We start from the raw sequence: 21,731 nt of genomic DNA on the forward strand, positions 1-21,731 counted from the left end.
CCAGTTATTATTGCTTTATCGTTATTTTGAATTTTAACGGGATACATCTGTCGACAGTCGGTAACCGATGTCGTTCAGGTTAAGCACTTCATCAGATAAACCGGCTTTTGCGACAGCCATCGGCATCCCGTAAATAACCGAGCTATCTTCATCCTGAGACCAGATTGTCGCGCCGTGCTCTTTCAGCATACGGCAACCGTCACGGCCATCAGCACCCATACCAGTCATAATCACGCCAAGTATTTTGCCTTTGATGGCATTAGCCGCAGAACCAAAAGTTACGTCGACACAAGGCTTATAGTTCAGACGCTCATCACCCGGCAAAATCCGAACACAGTTACCACGCTTATCCACAACCATCTGCTTACCACCTGGAGCCAAAAGCGCAAGCCCCGGCTTAAGCAGATCACCATCCTGAGCTTCTTTAACCTGAATTTTGCAAAGACTGTTCAGACGCTCAGCGAAGGCCGCTGTAAACGCAGCAGGCATGTGTTGCACAAGAAGCAAAGGTGCAGGAAAGTTCTCAGGCAATTGGGTCAGCACCGTCTGAAGTGCCATTGGGCCACCAGTAGAAGTACCTATTGCAACCAGATCAAAATGACGCGGTTGTGGTTTACTTGGCTTAGAAGCAACAACAGGTTTAGCAACAGTATCGGCCTTTAAACCAACAGCTGAAGGCGAAGTTACAGAGCGTGTCGGGCGACTGGTAAGAGGTCTGCGAGGCTCGACACTTCTTGCAGCAGGACGACTGGCAGATGCCAATGCACCGCGGCGACTGCGAGATACTTCAATAACCTTCTCACAAAGTGCTTTTGCTAACTCATCAGGACGTCGGGAAATATCTTCAAAATTCTTTGGAAGATAGTCGACCGCACCTGCCTCCAAAGCCCCCAGAGTGACACGGGCACCTTCATGAGTCAGTGATGAAAACATCAGCACAGGTACTGGTGCTTTCTGCATAATTTCCCGAACAGCCGAGATGCCATCAAGCACAGGCATCTCGTAATCCATCGTGATCACATCAGGCTTAAGCTCAATCGCTTTTTCAACAGCCTCACGACCATTGCTGGCTGTACCGATCGGTTTAATACGAGGATCAGTACTTAATAACTCACAGACCCGACGACGGAAAAAACCAGAATCATCGACAACTAAAACCGTAATTGGCATATCAGGTCCTTAAAACCCTAGCGTGAACTTCTGGCGTAATGTTTCAGCATGCCCGGAATATCAAGAATCAGAGCAATTCGTCCGTCACCGGTAATGGTCGCGCCCGCCATACCTGGAGTGCCATGCAGCATCTCGCCCAGCGGCTTAATCACAACCTCTTCCTGACCAATAAGCTGATCGACAACAAAACCAACTTTCTGGGTACCGACTGAAACCACAACAACATGAGCGTTTTTCAGTTCACGACTGACATCAGAGCCCTGAATTAACCACTCTTTCAGATAGAACAGTGGCAAAGTTTTCTCGCGAATCACCAGAACTTCCTGACCATCTACAATGTTGGCACGGGAAATATCCAGCTGGAAAATTTCATTCACGTTAACCAGTGGCAAGGCAAAGGTTTGCTGCCCCAGCATTACCATCAGAGTAGGCATAATCGCCAGCGTCAGAGGTACCTTAATAATAATCTTGGAGCCTTTGCCCTCTTCCGACCAGACATTAATAGTACCGTTCAGTTGTGAGATTTTTGTTTTCACAACATCCATACCGACACCACGGCCGGAAACATCTGAGATCTCTTCTTTGGTTGAAAGACCCGCAGCAAAAATCAGGTTAAAGGCCTCCTGATCCGTCAGACGATCAGCCGCATCCTGATCTAGCTGACCTTTTTCGACTGCTTTATTTCGCAGTACCTGAGGGTTCATGCCGGCACCATCATCACTGATAGTCAGAAGGATATGGTCACCTTCCTGCTCTGCGGACAGAATCACTTCACCAACACGTGGCTTGCCTTTCTGTTCACGCACTTCTGGACTTTCGATACCATGGTCAACGGCGTTACGCACCAAGTGAATCAGAGGATCCGCAAGGGCCTCAACCAGGTTTTTATCCAAGTCGGTCTCTTCACCAATCAGGCGAAGGTTGATCTCTTTCTTCAGCTTACGGGACAGATCGCGCACCACCCGTGGGAAGCGGCCAAATACTTTTTTGATCGGCTGCATCCGGGTCTTCATGACCGAGGTTTGAAGATCCGCTGTTACCACATCAAGATTGGAAACCGCTTTAGCAATTTCAGAATCAGAACTCTGACCACCAAGACGAACCAGACGGTTACGAACCAAAACCAGCTCGCCAACCATGTTCATAATGTCATCCAGACGACTGGTATCAACACGAACCGTTGTTTCCGCAGCTGGGGCAGTCTCTTTCTTTGGAGCGACCTTCTTTTCTGCAGCTGGTGCCGCAGGTACTGCAGCCTTGGCTGCTGCTGCTGGTTTCGGCGCAGCTGGGGCAGGTTCTGCTTTAGGAGCCGGGGCAGCAGGAGCTGCCGCTGCAGGACTAACAGGTGCACCACCTTTGCCATGCAACTCATCAAGAAGAGCTTCAAACTCGTCATCTGTGATCAGGTCATCGCCACCTGAGCTTGCTGGAGCAGCCTGCTTAGGGGCGCTTTCTGGCGCCGGAGCAGCAGGCGCTGGCGGCTTGCCTGAACCATGAAGCTGATCAAGGAGAGCTTCAAACTCTTCCTCTGTAATCTCATCGCTTCCAGATGCGGCATCAGCTACCGGATCGCTTTCAATAAACATTTCAGTGGACGAATCTGAAGCAGCAGGGGCTGCAGTTGGTGCCCCACCGTCATGCAGAGCATCCAACAGCGACTCAAACTCCGCATCGGTAATGTCGCCTTCCGCATCCTGAACCGCAGAAGCGGGTGGTTCAACCGGTGCAGCAGGAGTCTCAACTACAGGCTCAGGGGCTATCTCAGCAACAGGAGCTTCCGCTGGAGCAGGAGCCGCACCAGCCTCAGATTCTGGCTGGGCAAAAAATTCAAGCTGACTGATCAGTGAAGGATCCGCACTGTCCGGCATTTGACCGGCGCGTACCTCTTCAAACATTTCATTAACGGTATCCAGTGCGCTCAGCACGGTATCCATTAATTCAGGCGTTACGGAACGTTGATGTTTACGCAACGTATCGAACACGTTCTCTGCAACGTGGCAGCAGTCCACTAGGGGTGTGAGCTGGAGGAAACCCGCACCACCTTTTACAGTGTGAAAGCCTCGGAAAATAGCATTCAGGAGATCAGGGTCATCCGGAGATTGCTCCAGATCGACTAACTGCTCAGACAGTAATTCAAGGATCTCACCTGCTTCAATTAAGAAGTCCTGCAAAATATCCTGATCGACTTCAAAGCTCATCCATACTTCTCCTTAAAAGCCGAGACTCGACAGCAGGTCGTCAACTTCATCCTGCCCGGAAACAACATCTTTCCGTTGTTCTGCATTAACAATCGGGCCTTCAGGAGCATGAGCTTCCTCAGCGATCCGATCACTGGTGTCGTGCTGAATACCTGTGATCTGGTCGACCTGTCCGGCCATGCATACCAGATTCACAAGGTTTTCTTCAATTTCCTGAACAAGAGTGATCACTTTAATAAGCACCTGACCGGTCAGATCCTGATATCCCTGAGCAAGAAGGATGTCATTAAAGTTGCTGGTGAGAGTACCGGCCTGATCTTCGGTCTCTTTCAGAAAATCATCAATTTTACGATAAAGATCCCGGAACTCATCCGGCTTCATTTCCCGGCGAACAAGACGCGCCCAGTCCTGACGCAACGAAGTCGCCTGCTCTCGCAAACGCTCCGCAACAGGGGCGCTCTCATCAACCTTGTCCATGGTTTGGTTGGCGGCATCCTGTGTCATCTTGATGACGTAGTTCAGACGGTCCGTCGCATTGGCCATTTGCGACATCTCTTCCGAGGCAGGATTACCGGCACCAACATCAATATGGAAATTGGTAATAGCGTCATGCAAAGCACGGGTCAGACGACCCACTTCCAGGTACAGATTGCGGTTTCGCTCATCATTAATCCGCTGAATCAGGTTTACGGCATCGCCTAACTTGCCACTTTCAACCTTTTCCAGCAGTTCTGAGGTACTTTCTTTGAGTATCTGTTCGAACTCACTTGTTTGCTGTTCACCTGGGCTTTTCAGAGCCATAACCTGAAACCTTTATCTTAATGAATGTCTTTTCCGGCCAAAATTCCCAACAGCAGATTACTGTTGTTCAATGCGCTCAAAAATCTTCTCGATTTTTTCCTTGAGCACAGCAGCAGTGAAAGGCTTAACAATATAACCATTAACACCAGCCTGAGCTGCCGCAACAATCTGCTCACGTTTAGCTTCTGCTGTAACCATCAGAATAGGCAGATCTTTCAGCTTAGGATCGGCACGACAGGTTTTGAGCAGGTCAAAACCTGTCATACCCGGCATGTTCCAGTCCGTAACCAGAAAATCAAAGTTGCCCGTTTCCAACAGAGGAATAGCGGTCAGACCATCATCAGCCTCATGTGTATTGGTAAAACCCAAGTCACGAAGCAGGTTTTTGACAATCCGTCTCATGGTGGAAAAATCATCCACAATGAGAATCTTCATATTCTTATCCAAGGCAACCTCCACTTACCCAATTTGCCACTACTAGAATACTACAATTATTCATTTATCAAATATATATAATGTGATTACTTCCATTCAGATAAACGAGATCTCAGCCTAAGTGCGGCCTGACTGTGTATCTGACTGACTCTTGACTCGCTTACATTCAACACTGAACCGATTTCTTTCAGGTTCAGTCCCTCTGTGTAATACAGCGCCAAAACCATTTGCTCCCTTTCCGGAAGCCCAGCGATGGCATCAGCCAAAGCCTTCTGAAATGCATTGCCTTCTACAGCTTCGTCGGGATCCGTTGAATCCTCATCAGCCACTTCAAAGCTGTTATCTTCGTTACCGGTTATCTCATCAAAACTGAAAAGCTTGGTGCCCGCAGTATCCTGCACATAGTGATTGTACTCTTCTACCGAAACTCCCATCTCAGCAGCAATCTCACTATCACGGGCATCACGCCCGGTTCTGCTCTCAACCTGCTTAATCGCCTCGGAAACACGACGACTGTTTCTGTGCACGGACCGCGGCGCCCAGTCATAACGACGAACTTCATCAAGCATGGCACCGCGAATACGGATCGAAGCATAAGTCTCGAAACTGGCACCTTTCGAGCCATCAAACTTCTGCGATGCTTCGATCAAACCTATCATGCCTGCCTGCACAAGATCATCCAGCATAACCGTCTGAGGAAGACGCCCCAACAGATGCTGTGCAACCTTCTTTACCAGAGGGGCGTGCCTGTCAACCAGATCGCTCGATACTGTCTTGCCGGAATAATACATACCTGCACTCATTACCAGAGCCATAGATAGCGACCTCCTGTCTCTATCGTTCCGGAGTTTGATTGGTTTCGTTTTTCTCCAGCAACTCTAGCGCTTTGCTGACCAGAACACCTGAATCCCCGGTTCTCAGATCATCAGGAATCTTCTGTCCACTGGAGAGATAAGCCAGCGGTAAACGATTATCCGCCACAAGACTAACCACTTCGCCGGCACTACTGGCTTCATCAAGCTTAGTCACTACACAACCATTTAGACCATGACTGCGATAGGTATCGTATGTTGACTGCAATACCTGCTGCTGACTGGTTGCACTTAGAACCAGATACTTACGGATTCGCACTGATGCGGTTTCGAGCAGAGCAAACTGCTCTTTCATATTCGGATCCTGAACGCTCAAGCCAGCTGTATCAATCAGAACCAGCGCTTTACTCTTAAGGGATTTAAGGGTCGCATCCAGAGTGTTCTTTTCATCAACCACCCGAACAGGGATCCCCAGAATACGTCCAAAGGTTCTCAACTGCTCATAAGCAGCAACCCGGTAACAATCTGTCGTCACCAGCGCCAGACTATCCGGACCATATTTCAGGACATAGCGGGCTGCCAATTTACCAATCGTAGTGGTCTTACCAACACCGGTAGGGCCCATCAAAGCAACAATCCCGCCCTGATCAACAACATCAGAGCCAGTAGTCAGCACACCTGTACGAATCTGCTCTACCGCTTTTTCCCATGCCGAAGAGAACTCTGCATCATCAGCAAGAGAGATACTTTCAATAATCCGGGCCGAAAAATGTTCGGAGAGCCCCATACGGCGCAGACGCTTATAAAGCATCGCCTCGACAGGCTTACGCTCGGACATTGTCTCCTTCATTTGCTCGCGAAGCAGCTCTCTTAATCCCTGAATCTCAGATTGCATGGCTCGGATTGCAGCATCTTCTGGACTTTGACGCCGGGATCTAGACTCAAGGGTATCCATCATAGCTTCAGCCTGATCAAATTGACGCTCTTTAGCCTTGACCTGAAAAGCATTTTCCAGACGATCAGACTTCTGCTCGTTACCGGCACTTTCAATAACATCTTTAGCTTTCGCCAGTGCATCTGCCAAAGAGTCCGTAAGCGCATCACTGTTTTCCGGATCAATACGCTCACTCGGTTCACGAAGAATACTGGCGTCGTAATCCACTGCGGTCACAATTTCAACGCCGCCGGCTACTTTGTTATTGGACAAAATAGCAGCGTCAGAGCCAAATTCATCCCGTACCAGCTTCATGGCTTGACGCATATCAGGAGCAAAGAAACGTTTAACTTTCATAAATACCCATATCCTTCGTTATTCCGGCAGCCATGGTGAAAGCCTAACCACATAAAATATAAGTTTATTGTTGTCCTACAGTAGCCACAATAGTTATCTGTTTATTATCAGGAATTTCCTGATAGGAAAGCACATGAACAGACTGGGCACTGTAACGAACAAATCTGGCAAGAACTTGCCGTATCGGTGCCGCAACAACCAATACAGCAGGATTACCCATCATCTCCTGCTGCTGGGAAACTTCAGCCAGTGATTGCTGGAGTCGTTCAGCCATTGCAGGTTCGAGAATCAAATTATCTTCCACATTGGACTGCGCTGCCTGCTGAACTGATTGTAGCAAGATCTGTTCCAGCTGAGGCTCAAGGGTAATAACCGGAAGATCTGTACCCGGCCCGCAAATGGACTGAACAATAGAGCGCGACAGTGCAACCCGAACCGCAGAGGTCATTTGACCAATATCACGGGTCGACTGCGCGGTTTCAATTAGCGATTGCGCAATGGTACGAAAATCCCGGATAGAAACACTTTCCTGCAGCAAACTCTGAATAATCTTCAGCAGCTGATTCAGACTGACGCAATCCGGGACCAACTGCTCCGCCAGTTTCGGCGAGTGACTGGAAAGCGCATCCATCAGATGCTGGATATCATCATGCCCGATCAATTCGTGAGCATAATTCTGCATAATCTGGTTCAGCTGGGTAGCAATAACAGTACTGGAATCAACCACTGTGTAACCAAGAGCCTGTGCTTCATCTCGATCCTGAGCCTCAACCCATACCGCATCAAGACCGAAAGCAGGGTCTTTGCCTTCAATACCCGAGATCTCACCAAATACCTGTCCGGGGTTAATCGCCATTTCACGGTCCGGATAAACCTCAGCTTCCGCTACTACAACGCCCTTCAGAAGGATTCGATAGATCGTAGGGGATAATTCAAGGTTATCCCGGATATGAACCGAAGGAACGAGAAAACCCAACTCCTGAGACAGCTTCTTTCGAATACCTTTAATCCGCCCAAGCAGCTGACCACCCTGGTTTTTATCTACCAGCGGGATAAGACGATAACCTACTTCGAGACCTAAAAGGTCGATCATAGGTACATCGCTCCAGCCCAGCTCTTTCTGATTCACAGCGGACTCATCAGGCAGGGGCATATCCGGAGCTTTTTGCTTCTGAGCAATCTCCTGAGCTGCTTTTTTCTCAGTGTAGTATTTGATGGCATAGGCTCCCAAACCAGCAACAGCCGCCAGGCCCAGGAACGCAAGATGCGGCATACCAGGGATAATACCCATCAGAGCCAAGATAACAGCGGTAATGGTAAGCGCCTGTGGAGTGGCAAACATCTGCCCCCCAACCTGCTGACCAATACTCTGGTCACTGTTCACACGGGTAACCATGATAGCCGCTGCAACAGAAAGCAACAGGGAAGGGATCTGCGCTACCAGACCATCACCGATGGTTAACAGCACATATTTTTCTAACGCATCGGCAAACTCAAGGTCATGCTGCATGATACCAATGCCAAGACCGCCAATTACGTTAATTACAAGAATCAGAATACCGGCAACGGCATCACCACGAACAAATTTACTGGCACCATCCATTGCACCGTAGAAGTCAGCTTCATTAGCCACATCCGCACGACGCTGCTTTGCCTCTTCCTGATTGATAAGGCCAGCATTAAGATCAGCATCAATTGCCATCTGCTTACCCGGCATTGCATCAAGGGTAAAACGAGCGCTTACTTCGGAAATACGGCCCGCACCCTTAGTAATTACCACAAAGTTGATAATCATAAGGATCAGGAATACCACGAGACCGACAACATAATTACCGCCAATCAACACGGCACCAAAGGCTTCAATCACCTTACCGGCAGCGTCGCCACCTTCATGACCGTTAAGCAATACGATACGGGTCGACGCAACGTTTAACGCAAGCCTCAGAAGTGTTGCAACAAGCAGGATGGTAGGAAAAACAGCAAAGTCCAGAGGCCGCAAAGAGTACACAGCCACCAGAAGAATAATGATCGACAGGGCGATATTGAAAGTGAAGAGCATATCCAGCAGCAATACAGGCACTGGAAGCGTCATCATCCCCAGCAAAACAAGGATAAGAACAGGAATCCCCAATCCTGTTAACGGCAAGCTTTTTAACCTGTCTATTATTTGAGTACGTTCCATCATTGCCCTTGTTTGCTGGCATTCAAAAAAATAAAATTTTGGCTATGCTACCAACAATACTATAACAGGCAAAGCGTTAAGCAACTGCTTAAATTTCTTTACTTTTTGTACTCAGAGGGGATTTCAGGAGATGGGGTTTTCCCTGGATGACTTGCCTTACCGCTCTTCGACTGTTTCAGCTGATAAACATAAGCCAGTACTTGCGCTACGGCCATATAAAGCCCTTCGGGAATAATGTCTCCAATTTCGGTACTGTAATAGATCGCCCGGGACAAGGGAGGAATCTGAAGAACAGGAATATCGTTAGCTTCTGCGATTTCACGGATCTTCATCGCAAGCTCATCCCCCCCCTTGGCCAGCAGCTCAGGCGCGCCCAAGACACCACTCTCATCATACTTCAGCGCGACCGCGTAGTGGGTCGGGTTGGTAATAATCACATCAGCTTTCGGAACATCCGCCATCATCCGACGATTCGCCATCTCACGCTGCAACTGACGGATACGACCTTTAACCTCTGGCTTACCTTCCGTATTTTTCATCTCATCTTTTACTTCCTGCAGCGTCATCTTCATCTTTTCATTGTATTGATGGAGCTGAAACGGAACGTCAATAAGAACAATCAGAATAAGTGAAGAACTGATCCAGATAGCGACCCAGGCGAGAATTTCAACCATGCGCCCGAAAGCCAGCTCCGGTGCCATCCAGGCCAGATAGGGCAATTCCATGCGATAGGCCAGAAAGACTAGAACTGCTGACACACCAACAACCGCCACCTTGGCAATGGACTTCAGCAGCTCAACCAATGAATTCATGGAGAAAAGCCGCTTAATACCTTCGATAGGATTCAAACGACTGAACTTAGGTGCCAACGCTTGTGTGCTGAAGTTCCAGCCACCCAGAGATATGGGCGCGATTAACGTTGCCAACACCAGAACCGCCATGGTTGGCAGCATTCCCGTCAGGCTTTCTTTAACTGAATGTGTCAAATGACGGAACATTCCCTGAGTATCAAACAGATCGCCGCGGGATATTGAGAAGTTATAGCGAAAAACCTCCATCAGGGCTTCCGCAATAATAGGCCCCAGGGTCAAAAGAGCAGCCGCTGCCACAAGGGTCAGCAACATCGTATTCAGGTCTTTCGATCGGGGAACATCGCCCTTCTCGCGCGCCTCCTGAATTCGTTTGGGGGTGGGGTCTTCGGTCTTTTCCTGCCCGTCTTCGTTCTCTTTCGCCATCAGGCCCTCGACTCTATCCAGTCGTTAAGAAACGATAATCCAAATTCAAAAACGTGCTCAAAATGAGGTGTCAGTGTCGTCAATCCAATCCAGGCAATCAATAGACTGAACGTCATCATAAAAGGAAAACCCAGAGAGAAGATGTTCAACTGAGGGGCTGCACGGGTCACAATACCCAGCCCCGCCTGAACCATCAGAAGCGCCGTGATACCAGGAATTACAATCAGAAAGGCCGCCGCAAACATCCACCCCCCCAGATTCACCAGCTCCCAGAAAAACTCACGATCGATACCGGAAAAACCAATAGGTATCATCCTGAAGCTATCCGCCAGGATCTGAATCAGTGCAAGGTGGCCGTTCATGGTAACAAACAAGAGATTCGCGCCGATCACCAGAAACTGAGCCATCACCGTGGTATTCACACCATTGGCGGGATCAGCCATAGAGGCGAAGCCAAGACCCGCCTGCATCGCATACATCTGCCCCGCAAGAGCAAATACCTGATAGATAATCTGAACAACGAAGCCAAAAGCCACACCAACAAGCACCTGCTGAGCAATCACCAGAAATGCCTCAAGTGAAATCAGATCTATCTGTGGAACATCCGGCACCATAGGGAGTATTGCCAACGTCACAACCAGAGCAAGCAACAGGCGAATATTGGCTGGAAGCGTCTGGGATCCCAACAGAGGGACCGCCATAAAAAAACCCGCAACGCGAAAAAATGGCCAGAGAAATCCCCCAACCCACTGAATAATCATGGCATCCGTGATCTGAGATGGCATGTTATCAGCCTATAAGAAAGGGGATATTGGAATAAAGACGAGTTGCAAACTCTGTCAACGAACGCACCATCCAGGGACCGGCAATCACAATGGCCAGCAGGGTCGCAAACAGACGAGGAAGGAAGCTCAAGGTCTGCTCGTTAATCTGGGTAGCCGCCTGAAATACACTAATTACCAGACCGACCAACAAACTCGGCACAACCATCACAGCAACGATGATCATAATCAGAAACATCGCCTCTCGAAGAATATCGACTACTACGGAAGGTGTCATCGCTAACCCGCTCCAAAACTCGATGCCAGAGTGCCCATGACCAATGCCCAGCCATCAATCAACACAAAGAGCATAATCTTAAACGGCAGAGAGATAATGATAGGGGACAACATCATCATACCCATTGCCATCAGAATACTGGCAATCACCAAGTCGATCACAAGAAAAGGGATAAAAACGATGAAGCCTATCTGAAACGCTGTTTTCAGCTCACTGGTCATAAAAGCCGGAACAAGGACACTGAATGGGATATCGTCAGCTGACTTAATAATGTCGTAACCCGCGATACGGGCAAATAGGTCGACGTGATCCTCCCGTGTCTGAGCCAGCATGAATTCAGTCACTGGCTTTCTGGCCAACTGAACTGCTTCAAGCGCTGTGACTTCTTCCGACAGATAAGGCTGCAGAGCATTAACATTTATATCCTCCCAAACAGGTGTCATGATGAAGAAGGTAAGAAATAAGGCCAAACCTATCATGATCTGATTGGAAGGCGATTGCTGAAGACCAATCGCCTGACGAAGAATAGCAAAGACAATGATAATGCGGGTAAAAGAGGTCATCATAATCAGGGCTGCCGGTATAAAGGTCAGCGCCGTCATGATAGCCAGAATTTGAATCGTTACGGTATAACTTTGTGAGCCGTCCTCACCCGTAACCAGTGTCAAAGCAGGAATGCCAGGCTCCGCATAGGCACCACTACTCGCCGTAATACCCAATACAAAAAGCAATAGATAACGCAGCATCAACTCTTTTCCCTATTCGCTGTAAAACCCTGCAATATTTTGCCAAAACTATTATCTGAAGGAGCATTTTTGTCTGTAAGATTGACAACGGGTTCTGCAAATACATGCAGGCAGGCCACTCCTTCCCCTGACACTCCCAGAACCATCTGAGTGCCCGCCACATCAACCAACATTAACCGCTCTTTACTGCCAAGAGTCAGTGTCGACAGAACCTGCATATGCTTTGCGCCAACACGTCCAGCACCTGGAGCAAAACGCTTCACCAACCAAGCTAACGCAAAAATAAGCACAAGGACAATCGCAAGGGAAAAGGCAACATCTTCAATCCCTGCTGCAGGGTTTCCAGAGGCAAAAGCTGAGACGTTTTTTTCCGAGGCATCAGAAACAGTTTGAGCCCGCAATTGCGAGCTCAATCCGAATCCTGAAAGAAAGATCAGAGTTTGCACTGACCGAGACCACATAATGCGGGCATCTCTTTTCAGATTTAGCAAAACAGAATCCATTAACGCAACTTGCGAATACGCTCAGACGGACTGACAACGTCGGTCAGACGGATACCGAACTTTTCATTCACCATCACAACCTCGCCGTGAGCGATTAGAGTACCGTTAACCTTAACATCCAGAGGCTCACCCGCCAGACGATCCAGCTCAATCACAGAACCTTGGTTCAGCTGAAGCAGGTTACGAATCGCAATCTCGGTACTGCCAACTTCCATAGCAATCGTAACCGGAATATCCATAATGACATCCAGATTAGGATTATCATCATCCATACTAGCTACACTGTCATCTTCTAGATATTCAAGCGGAGCGGTTTCAATATCATCTTCCGAAAGGCCATCATCAGCAGACTCCTGCTCTGACAAAGCAGCCGCCCACTCATCTTCACCGGAATCTTCAGAAGCACCCTGCTCTTCCATTGCCGCAGCCCAATCATCATCAGAAGACTCAGCACCAGTCTGTTCATCCATTGCCGCAGCCCAATCGTCACCCATCTCTTCCGGGTTCAGTTCATTATTTTCGTCACTCATAACTCACCGCCAGTCCTGTTGTTATCGCTGCAGCTTTACCTGCTCTACAATTTTTAGTGCTAAATTTTCACCGGAACGACCGAGCTTACACTTAAATGTCGGTACGTTGTTGGCGAGAAGGGTTACATGCTCAGGCATTTCTACGGGAATGATATCCCCTGCCTCAAGCCCCATAATCTCACCAAGATTGATCTGTCGCTCAACCACTTTAACGTTCAATGGGATGTTCGCTTCCATCACATCCTGACGCAGGGCGCGAACCCAGCGCTCATCCACATCATCCACGTCACTCTGCACACCGGAGTCAAGTTCCTCACGAACAGGCTCTATCATGGAATAAGGGATGGTGATGTGCATATCACCACCGCCACCATCAAGCTCAACATGGAAAGTACTTACAACCACCACTTCACTTGGACTTACGATGTTTGCCATGGAAGGGTTAACTTCAAATCCTATGTATTCAAAGTTAAGCGGCAGAACCGTGCTCCAGGCTTCTTTCAGGTCAACAAAGACCTGCTCAAGAACCTTCTGAACAATACGAATCTCAGTGGGCGTAAATTCACGGCCTTCAATCTTGGCGTGACGACCATCTCCACCAAAGAAGTTATCTACCAGTTTAAAAACAAGCTTTGCGTCCAGTACAAACAGAGCCGAACCACGCAATGGGCGCATCTTTACCAGGTTCAAACTGGTTGGTACGAATAGCGTATGAACATACTCACCAAACTTCATAATCTGAACGCCGCCAGCCGTCACATGAGAACTCCGGCGCAACAGATTAAAGAGACTGATTCGCGTATAACGGGCAAAACGCTCGTTAATCATCTCAAGAGTTGGCATCCGCCCACGAACGATACGGTCCTGACTGGTAATGTCATACGACTGGACATCACTACCATCACCGTCATCATCGCCACCGGATGGCAGATCGTCATCCTCTACACCATGCAGAAGGACATCAATTTCATCTTGAGAGAGTAAATCCTGCATAACAATTCCGCCCTTACTGCATTACAAGATTGGTGAACAACACCTGATCAATGGTCTCACCATTCCCGTACTTAGCTAATACATCCTGAACCGCCTGAGTTGCAGCCTGACGCATCTCCTCTTTCCCTTCCGGCGTCTGAATACTCTCAAAATCCTGCTTTGCAAATAGCTGGTTCAGATTATTACGGATGACAGGAGAATGCTGAGAAACCTGGGCAACTGCTGATTCTGTCTGAGCCTTTACTGCAACATAAACCTGCATAAAACGCTGCTTACGACCTGCGTTAAAGTTAATAACAAATGCGGGCTCCAACTCAAAATAGACAGAACTGCTCGGTGTAATTTGAGGCCCTGAAGGGATACTTAACTGGTCAGACCCAGAATTCATTCCAGGTATCTTCCCCATAAAGAACAGCGCCCCGCCTACAGCAGCAGCAATCGAAAGCAAGACAACAGCAACAATAATAATGATGGTTTTCTTATTGCTTTTCTTCTGTTCGTTTAAGTCTTCCATTTCCAGCCTCTTGCTTTCAATTGATTGATGCTAATACAAAAAGTTATGACATATTTTGGCATAGGATAATGCAAGCCCTAGGCAAAGTAGTCAACTAATCCTAAGCCGGATTGCGTCACCCCCCCTGCAATCGCACCTTGCTCAGAAGCAGCACCATCCGCTTCAGAATCACCCTGACCTCCGGATGAGCCTCCCGATGAAGCAAAAGCTTCTTCAGCGTTTTCTGACAGAGACTGATCAGACACATCTACCTGGCCGAGATTCACTCCAGCTCCCTCCATCATTTCACGAAGCCGGTTAACCTGTGCTTCCAGAGCCTCGCGAACACTTGGATTAGGACTATGGAACTGGATTGTCGTTGTATCACCAGAGACACGAACCCTGACTTCAAGACTCCCCAGATCCGGCGGGTCCAGCCTTATCTCTGCCGTCTGAATACCTTTGGAGCGCATCATCATGATTCGCTCGTTCAGCGCTTCAGTCGCTCCCGGCTGCCCCGGCAAGCCTCTTAAAACAGGCAACTGAGGCAAGTTCTGAGCTTGAGCATTTAGACCAGAGCGCTGAGCCAGCCCATGAAGACCTTCAGCACTACCAACAGCAGCAGCCCCTGCACCAACACCCGCCGTACCTAACAAATTAGACCCAACACCTTCTTTAAGCATGATTCCAGCAAAGCCGGATGCTTTAGCTGACGGATCTGCTGTTTTCTGAGCCAATAACTGCTCAAATAAGCGATCCTTATCAAACCCTGCTTCAGAATCTTTTCCTGCACCTTGCTCCTGAAGGAGCTGAGAAACCAGATTACCCGCCTGCTGCGATGCATTTGCCTCAGCTTTAAGCACATCTGCAAAGCGAGGCGCTGAATCCTGCTGAATACGGCTATTCATAGCTGCAGACAAACGGGCTGCTACATCAGCTTGAAGACCTAGATCCTTAAGCTGCGCACTTAAGTCAGAACCCGGCTTAATCGCCTGTTGTAATTGAGCGATCAGAGCCTCAGGATCATTCAGAAGCTGGTCGAATTTATCCGCTGAAAGAATATCGTTTTCTTCCATCAGTGCTTTTAGGTCATCAAGGGATATTCCCTGAGCTTTAAGCACCTGCTCCAGCTTCGCCAGAAAATCCTCACCACTTAAATCTTCGGATTTAAGCTCTTTAAGTAGCTGACCCTGATCTTTCTCCGTCAAAGCGATTACGGAAGAATCACCTTCTACAGCTTCAGCTTGCTGCTCACCATCAACCGATACAACAGAGCCGGATTCAGAGCCAGGATCTTCACCTTTAGAGTTCGCATCCTGTTTAACGCCTTCATCACCAGCAACCGAGTTAACCTTGACATCATTTTGCTGTGATCTCTGACTTTCATTAACAGCATCTTGATCAACGGAAGCCGTATCTCTGGCCGATACGTTATCTGGACGCTTGAGCTCTGCTTTCTGCGACTGCTCTGGAACTTCTTTGCCGTTTTGCGGAACAGCCTTGCCCTTAGCCTCTGCATTATTCGCAGCTACATCCTGTTTGGCTAGTTTGTCATTCCCTGAGGCTTGAGCAACCGACGACGAAGCACTCTTTAAAGCGACATCAAACATAGCTTGGTTGGTGCTACTATTTTGATTGCGCTTGGGTGCAACCGAGCCGGAGGCGGGTAATAGGTCGAGAACTGTTTGTGACTGACTGACACCCATATTGAAACCTCTCTGTTTAGTCCTAGGCCTAGAGCAGCAAGGGTTATGCCAGATTAATAATCAGAAGAAGAATTTCTTCTCAGGTAGGCTTGAGCGGCGAACTCGTCCAGTATTTTTTGCTCCTGCTTATCGGCCGCAAGAGCCTCCTGGTGTTCGGCTTTTTCAACCAAACTCTCGAACGCTTTTAACTTTCCCCGGGTTTTAAACCAGTATTGCTGAACCTGATCAACTTGCTGTTCTAGTTCCGCAATATGCCCAACCTGTTGATTTGCAGCGTCGCTGAGTTTATCCATAAAACCAAAATAAGTTCTCAGGGTTGCCCCATTGATCCCGGAACGACCGGTCTCAATGATCTTTTCATGATACTCAAGCTCATATTCGAGCAGCTGCTTACGCTTCAGCTCTTCGTTGGATATTTTAGTATTCAGATATCCGAGAGCATTAGCGGCATCCTGCTCTTTCTTTTCAGCCATCGCCATGATGTTTTTCAAACGCTGAGAACGCTTCATTAATCAGCCCTCACGACTGCTGCTGACCCGGGGTCTGGGGCACATTATTCAATGCCTGATACATTTGTTGATAACTGGAAACAATATCAACATTTTCCCGCAAACTTTGCTGCAGGAACTGCTTAATACCCGGCATTAGCGCAATAGCCTGATCTACAGCCGGATCACTACCTGCGTTGTATGCCCCAACCGTAATCAGATCTTTATTTTGCTGGTATAACGCATACAGCTGCTTGACCGAATAAGCCAGTTTAAGATGATCATCCGAAACAACCTGCGGCATTACACGACTGATAGAAGCCTCAACATCGATAGCCGGATAGTGCCCCTCTTCAGCCAAACGACGAGAAAGAACGATATGACCATCAAGAATAGCCCTGGTCGCATCGGCAATAGGGTCCTGTTGATCATCGCCTTCAGTCAATACGGTATAGAAAGCAGTAATTGAGCCTCCGGTCCCTTCATTACCATTACCGGCGCGCTCAACGAGTTGGGGAATCTTAGCAAATACAGAAGGTGGATAGCCTTTGGTGGCAGGGGGTTCACCCACAGCAAGGGCAATTTCACGCTGAGCCTGTGCGAATCGGGTCAAGGAATCCATCAGAAGCAAAACCTTCTTCCTCTGATCCCGAAAGTACTCAGCAATGCTTGTCGTTAACATCGCTGCACGCAAGCGCATGAGAGGCGCATCATCGGCAGGCGAAGCAACAACAACAGAACGCGCCATTCCTTCGTGCCCGAGAATCTCTTCGATAAACTCTTTTACTTCTCGTCCTCGCTCACCCACAAGGCCAACAACAATAATGTCGGCTTCGGTAAAACGAGTCATCATGCCAAGCAGCATACTTTTACCAACACCACTACCGGCGAAAAGTCCGATACGCTGCCCTTGCCCAACAGTAAAGAGAGAATTAATAGCTTTAATCCCAACATCCAATGTTTCTTTGATTGGCTTACGGGCAAGAGGGTTAATTATTTTTCCGTGAAGACTCGTAGTATCTTTTGCAGCAATAACCCCTTTACCATCCAAGGGTTCGCCAATACCGTTAAGCACCCGCCCTAGTAATTCCGGGCCAACCGGTATATTCAGCGCCTTATCATTCGGAATTACACGCCCACCAGATTTCAGACCTTCAGCAACACCTACCGGCATCAGAAAGGTTCTCTCAGAAGCAAAACCTACAACTTCTGCCTCAACAAAGCCACCATTGGCTGTCTCAACATTGCAATAACTGCCAACAGGCATATCACAGCCGACCGCTTCCAGCGTCAGGCCAACCATTCTCACCAAACGGCCTTCGGTTCGAATACGAGGCTGCAATTTTTTTTCAGGCTTATAGAGACGAAGCCTTTGAGCCAAATTATCCATCTAGAATCTCTCGAACTTAAGCCTGATCTACATTTTCCTCAGACACAGAGGAGCTATCAGAAACTTGGGCAGCAGATGCCGAAGCTGCAGCATAACGCTCGGCTACAACCTGCTGCAGTAAATCTTCGAGACGGGTTTCAACGGAACTATCAACCAGCGAACTCAGAGTTTCTACACGACATCCACCGCGGGCCACACCTTCATCAGCAAATACCTGCCAAGGGTCAATTTGACGACTGGCCTGCTCTTGAGCCAACGAGTAATCATCAGGATTCACAAAGACGCGAATACGATCACTATTCCTTGGCAAAGCGGCAAGGGAGTCCTGAATGATCTGTGTAACGACAGAAGAATCGATACTTAATTCCTGACGAGTTACCAGGGTCACCAAGTGTGTCAAGAGGTCGTACAAAACGGCTTCGAGTTCTTCATGCTGAGCCGCAATCGGTTCATGCAAAAGAGCCAGGATACTGTTTAAACGTGAGAGAATATCGTTTACCTCACGCTCCCCCTGTTGCATACCATCTGCATACCCTTTCTCAGAACCTTCCTCGTAACCCTCAGCCTTTCCCTTGAGAAAACCATCTTCTCGGCCCTGTTCGAAGCCATCCAGACGCCCCTGTTCCATACCTTCTGTATAGGCGGCGTCATAGGCTTCTTTCCGAATCGCCTCGACCTCTTCAAGAGTTGGAAGATGAATCTCTTCTTCCACCTCTTCTTCAGGCTGCTCTTCAGGGTCTACAATTTCATCTGAGATTTTGTCTCGCCCTAAACTACGAAGGGAGACGCCGGTTAAATCCGGCATCTCCCAACGTTCAAAGGCTTCAATCTCTTCACTCGACCATAGATGTCGTTTATCCAGAGACATAGTATCCACTCATATACTGACCAGCGACGGCCGAAGATTTACACCATCTGGTCGGCACCGCCGCCCAGAGTAATCTCACCATCCTCTGCCAAGCGACGCGCGATCGCCAGAATCTCTTTCTGAGACTGCTCAACCTCACTGACACGCACCGGACCTTTCGCCTCAAGGTCATCACGTAACAGCTCACTCGCACGCTTAGACATATTCTTGAATATTTTTTCCTGAACCCGTGTATCTGCACCTTTCAACGCAAGCACCAGACTATCAGGGTTAACCTCACGCAGCAGAATCTGAACGTCGCGATCATCCATATCGACAAGGTTATCGAATACAAACATGAGATCTTCAATCTCTTCACCCAGCTGCTCATCAACCTCTTTAATGGCTTCCATGAGCTCACCCTCAAGGGCACTTTCAAGGTTGTTCATAATATTGGCAGCAACTTTTACACCACCCATACTTGTAGTCTGGGTACCCGTACTACCGGAGAACTGCTTCTCAAGAATATCATTCAGCTCCTGAAGAGCCTGAGGCTGAACAGATTCCAGCGACGCAACGCGAAGAATCACATCCAGACGTACTTTCGAGTCAAAGAAGGCAAGTACTTCTGCTGACTGATCCGAGTCCAGATAAGACAGAACAATAGCCTGAATCTGAGGGTGTTCGTAACGGATAATATCTGCGATTGCACGAGGCTCCATCCACTTCAAGGTATCCAGACCCGTGGTATTACCGCCGAGAAGAATACGGTCAATCAGGCCATTCGCCTTATCTTCACCCAGCGCCTCAGTAAGCATGCGGCGAATATAACTATCCGCGCCAACACCAAGGCCTGTTACGTTACCGGCAGAATCCAGAAAATCAGATAAAACCTCTTCAACCTGATCCTTGGATACATGCTGCATCTGCGACATAGCCATGCCCACCTTCTGAACCTCTTTAGGCCCCATATGACGAAGGATTTGCGCTGCATCAGACTCTCCAAGCGTCATCAGCAAAATTGCTGCACGCTGGATAGAGCTTAGGCTTTGATATTCATCATCACTCATCGGAGATCACCCACTGCCTTACAACCTGCGCCACACGCCCCGGATCTTCAGCAATCATTGCACGAATAGCATTCAATTGACGTTCATAAGCCTCATTCGGGCCAGCGAGTAGAGGATCATCAGCTGCCGACAGAGTAACCTGGTCATCTCCCAAATCCTCAAGAGGAGTCAACATCTCATCCTCAGCATCAGCCCCATCGTTGGCATCGCGTGCTGTAGCAAGGCTCCGAAGAATAGGCCGCAGCACACCAAAAATCAGAATAAGAACAAACAAACCAGCAAGAACCTGCTTTGCAATTTCCCAGAACCAAGGCTCTTGATAGAACGGCAGTTTCTCAATTAGGTCGCCACCACCATCAGCAAAAGGGGAGTTGACGACATTAACACTATCGCCCCGCAACGCATTGAAGCCCACAGCGTCACGAACCAGCACCTCCAATCTCTTAAGCTCATTCTCATCCCAAGCACGACGCACCACATCGCCACTGGAAGGATCACGAATAATAATATCGTCAACTACAACAGCAACCGTCAGACGATCAACACGTCCTAGATTATTACGGGAATAACTTACTGTACGGTCAAGTTCAAAGTTTCGGGTTGCCTGTTTACGGCTATTTACTGACTGAGTATTAATAGGATTGCCGTTTTCATCCACCGTTTGCTCTGGCACATCGGTAGGAGTCGGAGGCTGATTAGACAGGGCCCCGGGAATACCTCCCTGGCTCATATCACCAATACGCTGTTCATTGAGCACCTGCTCACTACGAAGGGCTGGCAAGTCAGGGTTATAAATTTCTTCGGTTTGCTCTGTTTGAGTAAAGTCGACTTCAGCAGAAACAGCAGCCTGATAACGACCAGGACCAAGAACAGGCTCAAGAATGCTCCGGACTCGCTCAGTAAGTACTCGCTCAAGTTTTCGGGAGTATTCAAACTGACGCTGAATCTGCTTATCAGACTCTTTCGCTTCTGATTGAGATAAGAGACGTCCACGCTGATCAACAATCGTAACGTCTTTTGGGTCTAGCTCTGCGACGCTGGTTGCCACTAGATTGACAATAGCATTAGCCTGACTAGCGTCCAAAGCGGCACCGCTATGAAGATTCAAAAAAACGGAAGCTGATGGCTTACGATAGTCACGAACAAACACCGACTGCTTAGGCATCGCCAAGTGAACACGAGCACCACGAACAGGTTGTAAACTGGAAATAGTTCTCGCAAGCTCACCTTCGATACTGCGTCGGTAACGTGCAGACTCCATAAACTGGCTGGTGCCCAGCCCCTGCTCCTGATCAAGAAGCTCATAGCCGACAGTATTAGAACGGGCAACATCGGAAGCCGCAATTTTCATACGAGCTTCGTAAATCCGATCGGACAAAACAAGAAGTGCGCCAGACTTAGGATCAACCTTGTAGCTAATCCCATTTCGCTCAAGAATTTCAACTACAGCTGGAGAATCATACTCACCGATACTGCTTAACAGAGGCCGATAATCTTCTTCCTGAGACCACAATACAATCGCAAAGCCTATAGCAATACTTGCAGCAAACCCAGCAAGAAGACCGAGCTGACGCATCATATCCAGATTGTTAAACCCGTCCATAACACCAGTAAAACCACCGCGACCTTTAGACGGGTCTGATGTCACTTGCGGCTCTGCAGTCTGGCTTGGTGCTGTTGTTGAAGTATCTGCTACTTCATTGCTCGCATCAGCAGAAGGGTTATCCATGCATCAAGTTCCTAAATCCAGATGTGTACAGGTCAGATATATCGCTACCAATC

The 21,731-nt window shown here is 48.5% G+C and carries 21 protein-coding genes; all 21 read right to left on the bottom strand.

The window, feature by feature from the left end:
* Nucleotides 1-33: 33 nt before the first annotated feature.
* Nucleotides 34-1,170, bottom strand: coding sequence for a protein-glutamate methylesterase/protein-glutamine glutaminase (locus tag BV405_RS10530; RefSeq protein WP_086480805.1), 1,137 nt, complete (start codon nt 1,168-1,170; stop codon nt 34-36).
* Nucleotides 1,171-1,187: 17 nt separating this feature from the next.
* The gene (locus tag BV405_RS10535; protein WP_086480806.1) at nt 1,188-3,368 is read right to left on the bottom strand and encodes a chemotaxis protein CheA; all 2,181 of its coding nucleotides are present in this window, start codon (nt 3,366-3,368) and stop codon (nt 1,188-1,190) included.
* A gap of 12 nt (nt 3,369-3,380) precedes the next feature.
* Complete coding sequence (locus BV405_RS10540) at nt 3,381-4,169, bottom strand: protein phosphatase CheZ (RefSeq protein WP_086480807.1); 789 nt, start codon at nt 4,167-4,169, stop codon at nt 3,381-3,383.
* Between the two features lie 57 nt (nt 4,170-4,226).
* The gene (locus tag BV405_RS10545; RefSeq protein WP_202931181.1) at nt 4,227-4,604 is read right to left on the bottom strand and encodes a chemotaxis response regulator CheY; all 378 of its coding nucleotides are present in this window, start codon (nt 4,602-4,604) and stop codon (nt 4,227-4,229) included.
* An 86-nt stretch (nt 4,605-4,690) separates the two neighbouring features.
* Nucleotides 4,691-5,419, bottom strand: coding sequence for an RNA polymerase sigma factor FliA (locus tag BV405_RS10550; protein ID WP_245832293.1), 729 nt, complete (start codon nt 5,417-5,419; stop codon nt 4,691-4,693).
* Nucleotides 5,420-5,438: 19 nt separating this feature from the next.
* Complete coding sequence (gene flhF, locus BV405_RS10555) at nt 5,439-6,707, bottom strand: flagellar biosynthesis GTPase FlhF (RefSeq protein ID WP_086480808.1); 1,269 nt, start codon at nt 6,705-6,707, stop codon at nt 5,439-5,441.
* A gap of 64 nt (nt 6,708-6,771) precedes the next feature.
* Nucleotides 6,772-8,889, bottom strand: coding sequence for a flagellar biosynthesis protein FlhA (gene flhA / locus BV405_RS10560; protein ID WP_086480809.1), 2,118 nt, complete (start codon nt 8,887-8,889; stop codon nt 6,772-6,774).
* 98 nt (nt 8,890-8,987) lie between these two features.
* Nucleotides 8,988-10,124, bottom strand: a complete 1,137-nt coding sequence (flhB, locus tag BV405_RS10565; RefSeq protein ID WP_086480810.1) for a flagellar biosynthesis protein FlhB — start codon at nt 10,122-10,124, stop codon at nt 8,988-8,990.
* A complete protein-coding gene (fliR, locus tag BV405_RS10570) occupies nt 10,124-10,909 on the bottom strand; it encodes a flagellar biosynthetic protein FliR (RefSeq protein WP_086480811.1) in 786 nt (261 codons plus the stop codon). The genes flhB and fliR overlap by 1 nt, the downstream gene beginning before the upstream one ends.
* Before the next feature lie 4 nt (nt 10,910-10,913).
* Nucleotides 10,914-11,183, bottom strand: a complete 270-nt coding sequence (gene fliQ / locus BV405_RS10575; RefSeq protein ID WP_086480812.1) for a flagellar biosynthesis protein FliQ — start codon at nt 11,181-11,183, stop codon at nt 10,914-10,916.
* A gap of 2 nt (nt 11,184-11,185) precedes the next feature.
* Nucleotides 11,186-11,929, bottom strand: a complete 744-nt coding sequence (gene fliP / locus BV405_RS10580; protein ID WP_086480813.1) for a flagellar type III secretion system pore protein FliP — start codon at nt 11,927-11,929, stop codon at nt 11,186-11,188.
* Nucleotides 11,929-12,432, bottom strand: coding sequence for a flagellar biosynthetic protein FliO (fliO, locus tag BV405_RS10585; RefSeq protein WP_086480814.1), 504 nt, complete (start codon nt 12,430-12,432; stop codon nt 11,929-11,931). The genes fliP and fliO overlap by 1 nt, the downstream gene beginning before the upstream one ends.
* Nucleotides 12,432-12,962 (bottom strand): flagellar motor switch protein FliN, encoded by a 531-nt coding sequence (gene fliN / locus BV405_RS10590; RefSeq protein ID WP_086480815.1) that lies wholly within the window; start codon nt 12,960-12,962, stop codon nt 12,432-12,434. Before fliN ends, fliO begins: the two co-directional genes overlap by 1 nt.
* Nucleotides 12,963-12,983: 21 nt before the next feature.
* Nucleotides 12,984-13,955, bottom strand: coding sequence for a flagellar motor switch protein FliM (gene fliM, locus BV405_RS10595; RefSeq protein WP_086480816.1), 972 nt, complete (start codon nt 13,953-13,955; stop codon nt 12,984-12,986).
* 13 nt (nt 13,956-13,968) lie between these two features.
* Entirely contained in the window at nt 13,969-14,469 is a 501-nt protein-coding gene (locus tag BV405_RS10600) for a flagellar basal body-associated FliL family protein (protein ID WP_086480817.1), read from the bottom strand.
* Nucleotides 14,470-14,546: 77 nt separating this feature from the next.
* Nucleotides 14,547-16,154, bottom strand: a complete 1,608-nt coding sequence (locus BV405_RS10605; RefSeq protein WP_086480818.1) for a flagellar hook-length control protein FliK — start codon at nt 16,152-16,154, stop codon at nt 14,547-14,549.
* A 53-nt stretch (nt 16,155-16,207) separates the two neighbouring features.
* Nucleotides 16,208-16,663 (bottom strand): flagellar export protein FliJ, encoded by a 456-nt coding sequence (fliJ, locus tag BV405_RS10610; protein WP_086480819.1) that lies wholly within the window; start codon nt 16,661-16,663, stop codon nt 16,208-16,210.
* A 10-nt stretch (nt 16,664-16,673) separates the two neighbouring features.
* A complete protein-coding gene (fliI, locus tag BV405_RS10615; protein WP_086480820.1) occupies nt 16,674-18,032 on the bottom strand; it encodes a flagellar protein export ATPase FliI in 1,359 nt (452 codons plus the stop codon).
* Between the two features lie 16 nt (nt 18,033-18,048).
* Nucleotides 18,049-18,900, bottom strand: a complete 852-nt coding sequence (locus tag BV405_RS10620; protein ID WP_086480821.1) for a flagellar assembly protein FliH — start codon at nt 18,898-18,900, stop codon at nt 18,049-18,051.
* Nucleotides 18,901-18,938: 38 nt separating this feature from the next.
* Nucleotides 18,939-19,949, bottom strand: coding sequence for a flagellar motor switch protein FliG (fliG, locus tag BV405_RS10625; RefSeq protein ID WP_086480822.1), 1,011 nt, complete (start codon nt 19,947-19,949; stop codon nt 18,939-18,941).
* The gene (gene fliF, locus BV405_RS10630) at nt 19,942-21,678 is read right to left on the bottom strand and encodes a flagellar basal-body MS-ring/collar protein FliF (protein WP_086480823.1); all 1,737 of its coding nucleotides are present in this window, start codon (nt 21,676-21,678) and stop codon (nt 19,942-19,944) included. The genes fliG and fliF overlap by 8 nt, the downstream gene beginning before the upstream one ends.
* Nucleotides 21,679-21,731 lie beyond the last annotated feature (53 nt).

This window comes from Oceanospirillum sanctuarii (genome assembly GCF_002150805.1).
Taxonomy (GTDB): Bacteria; Pseudomonadota; Gammaproteobacteria; order Pseudomonadales; family Halomonadaceae; genus Oceanospirillum; species Oceanospirillum sanctuarii.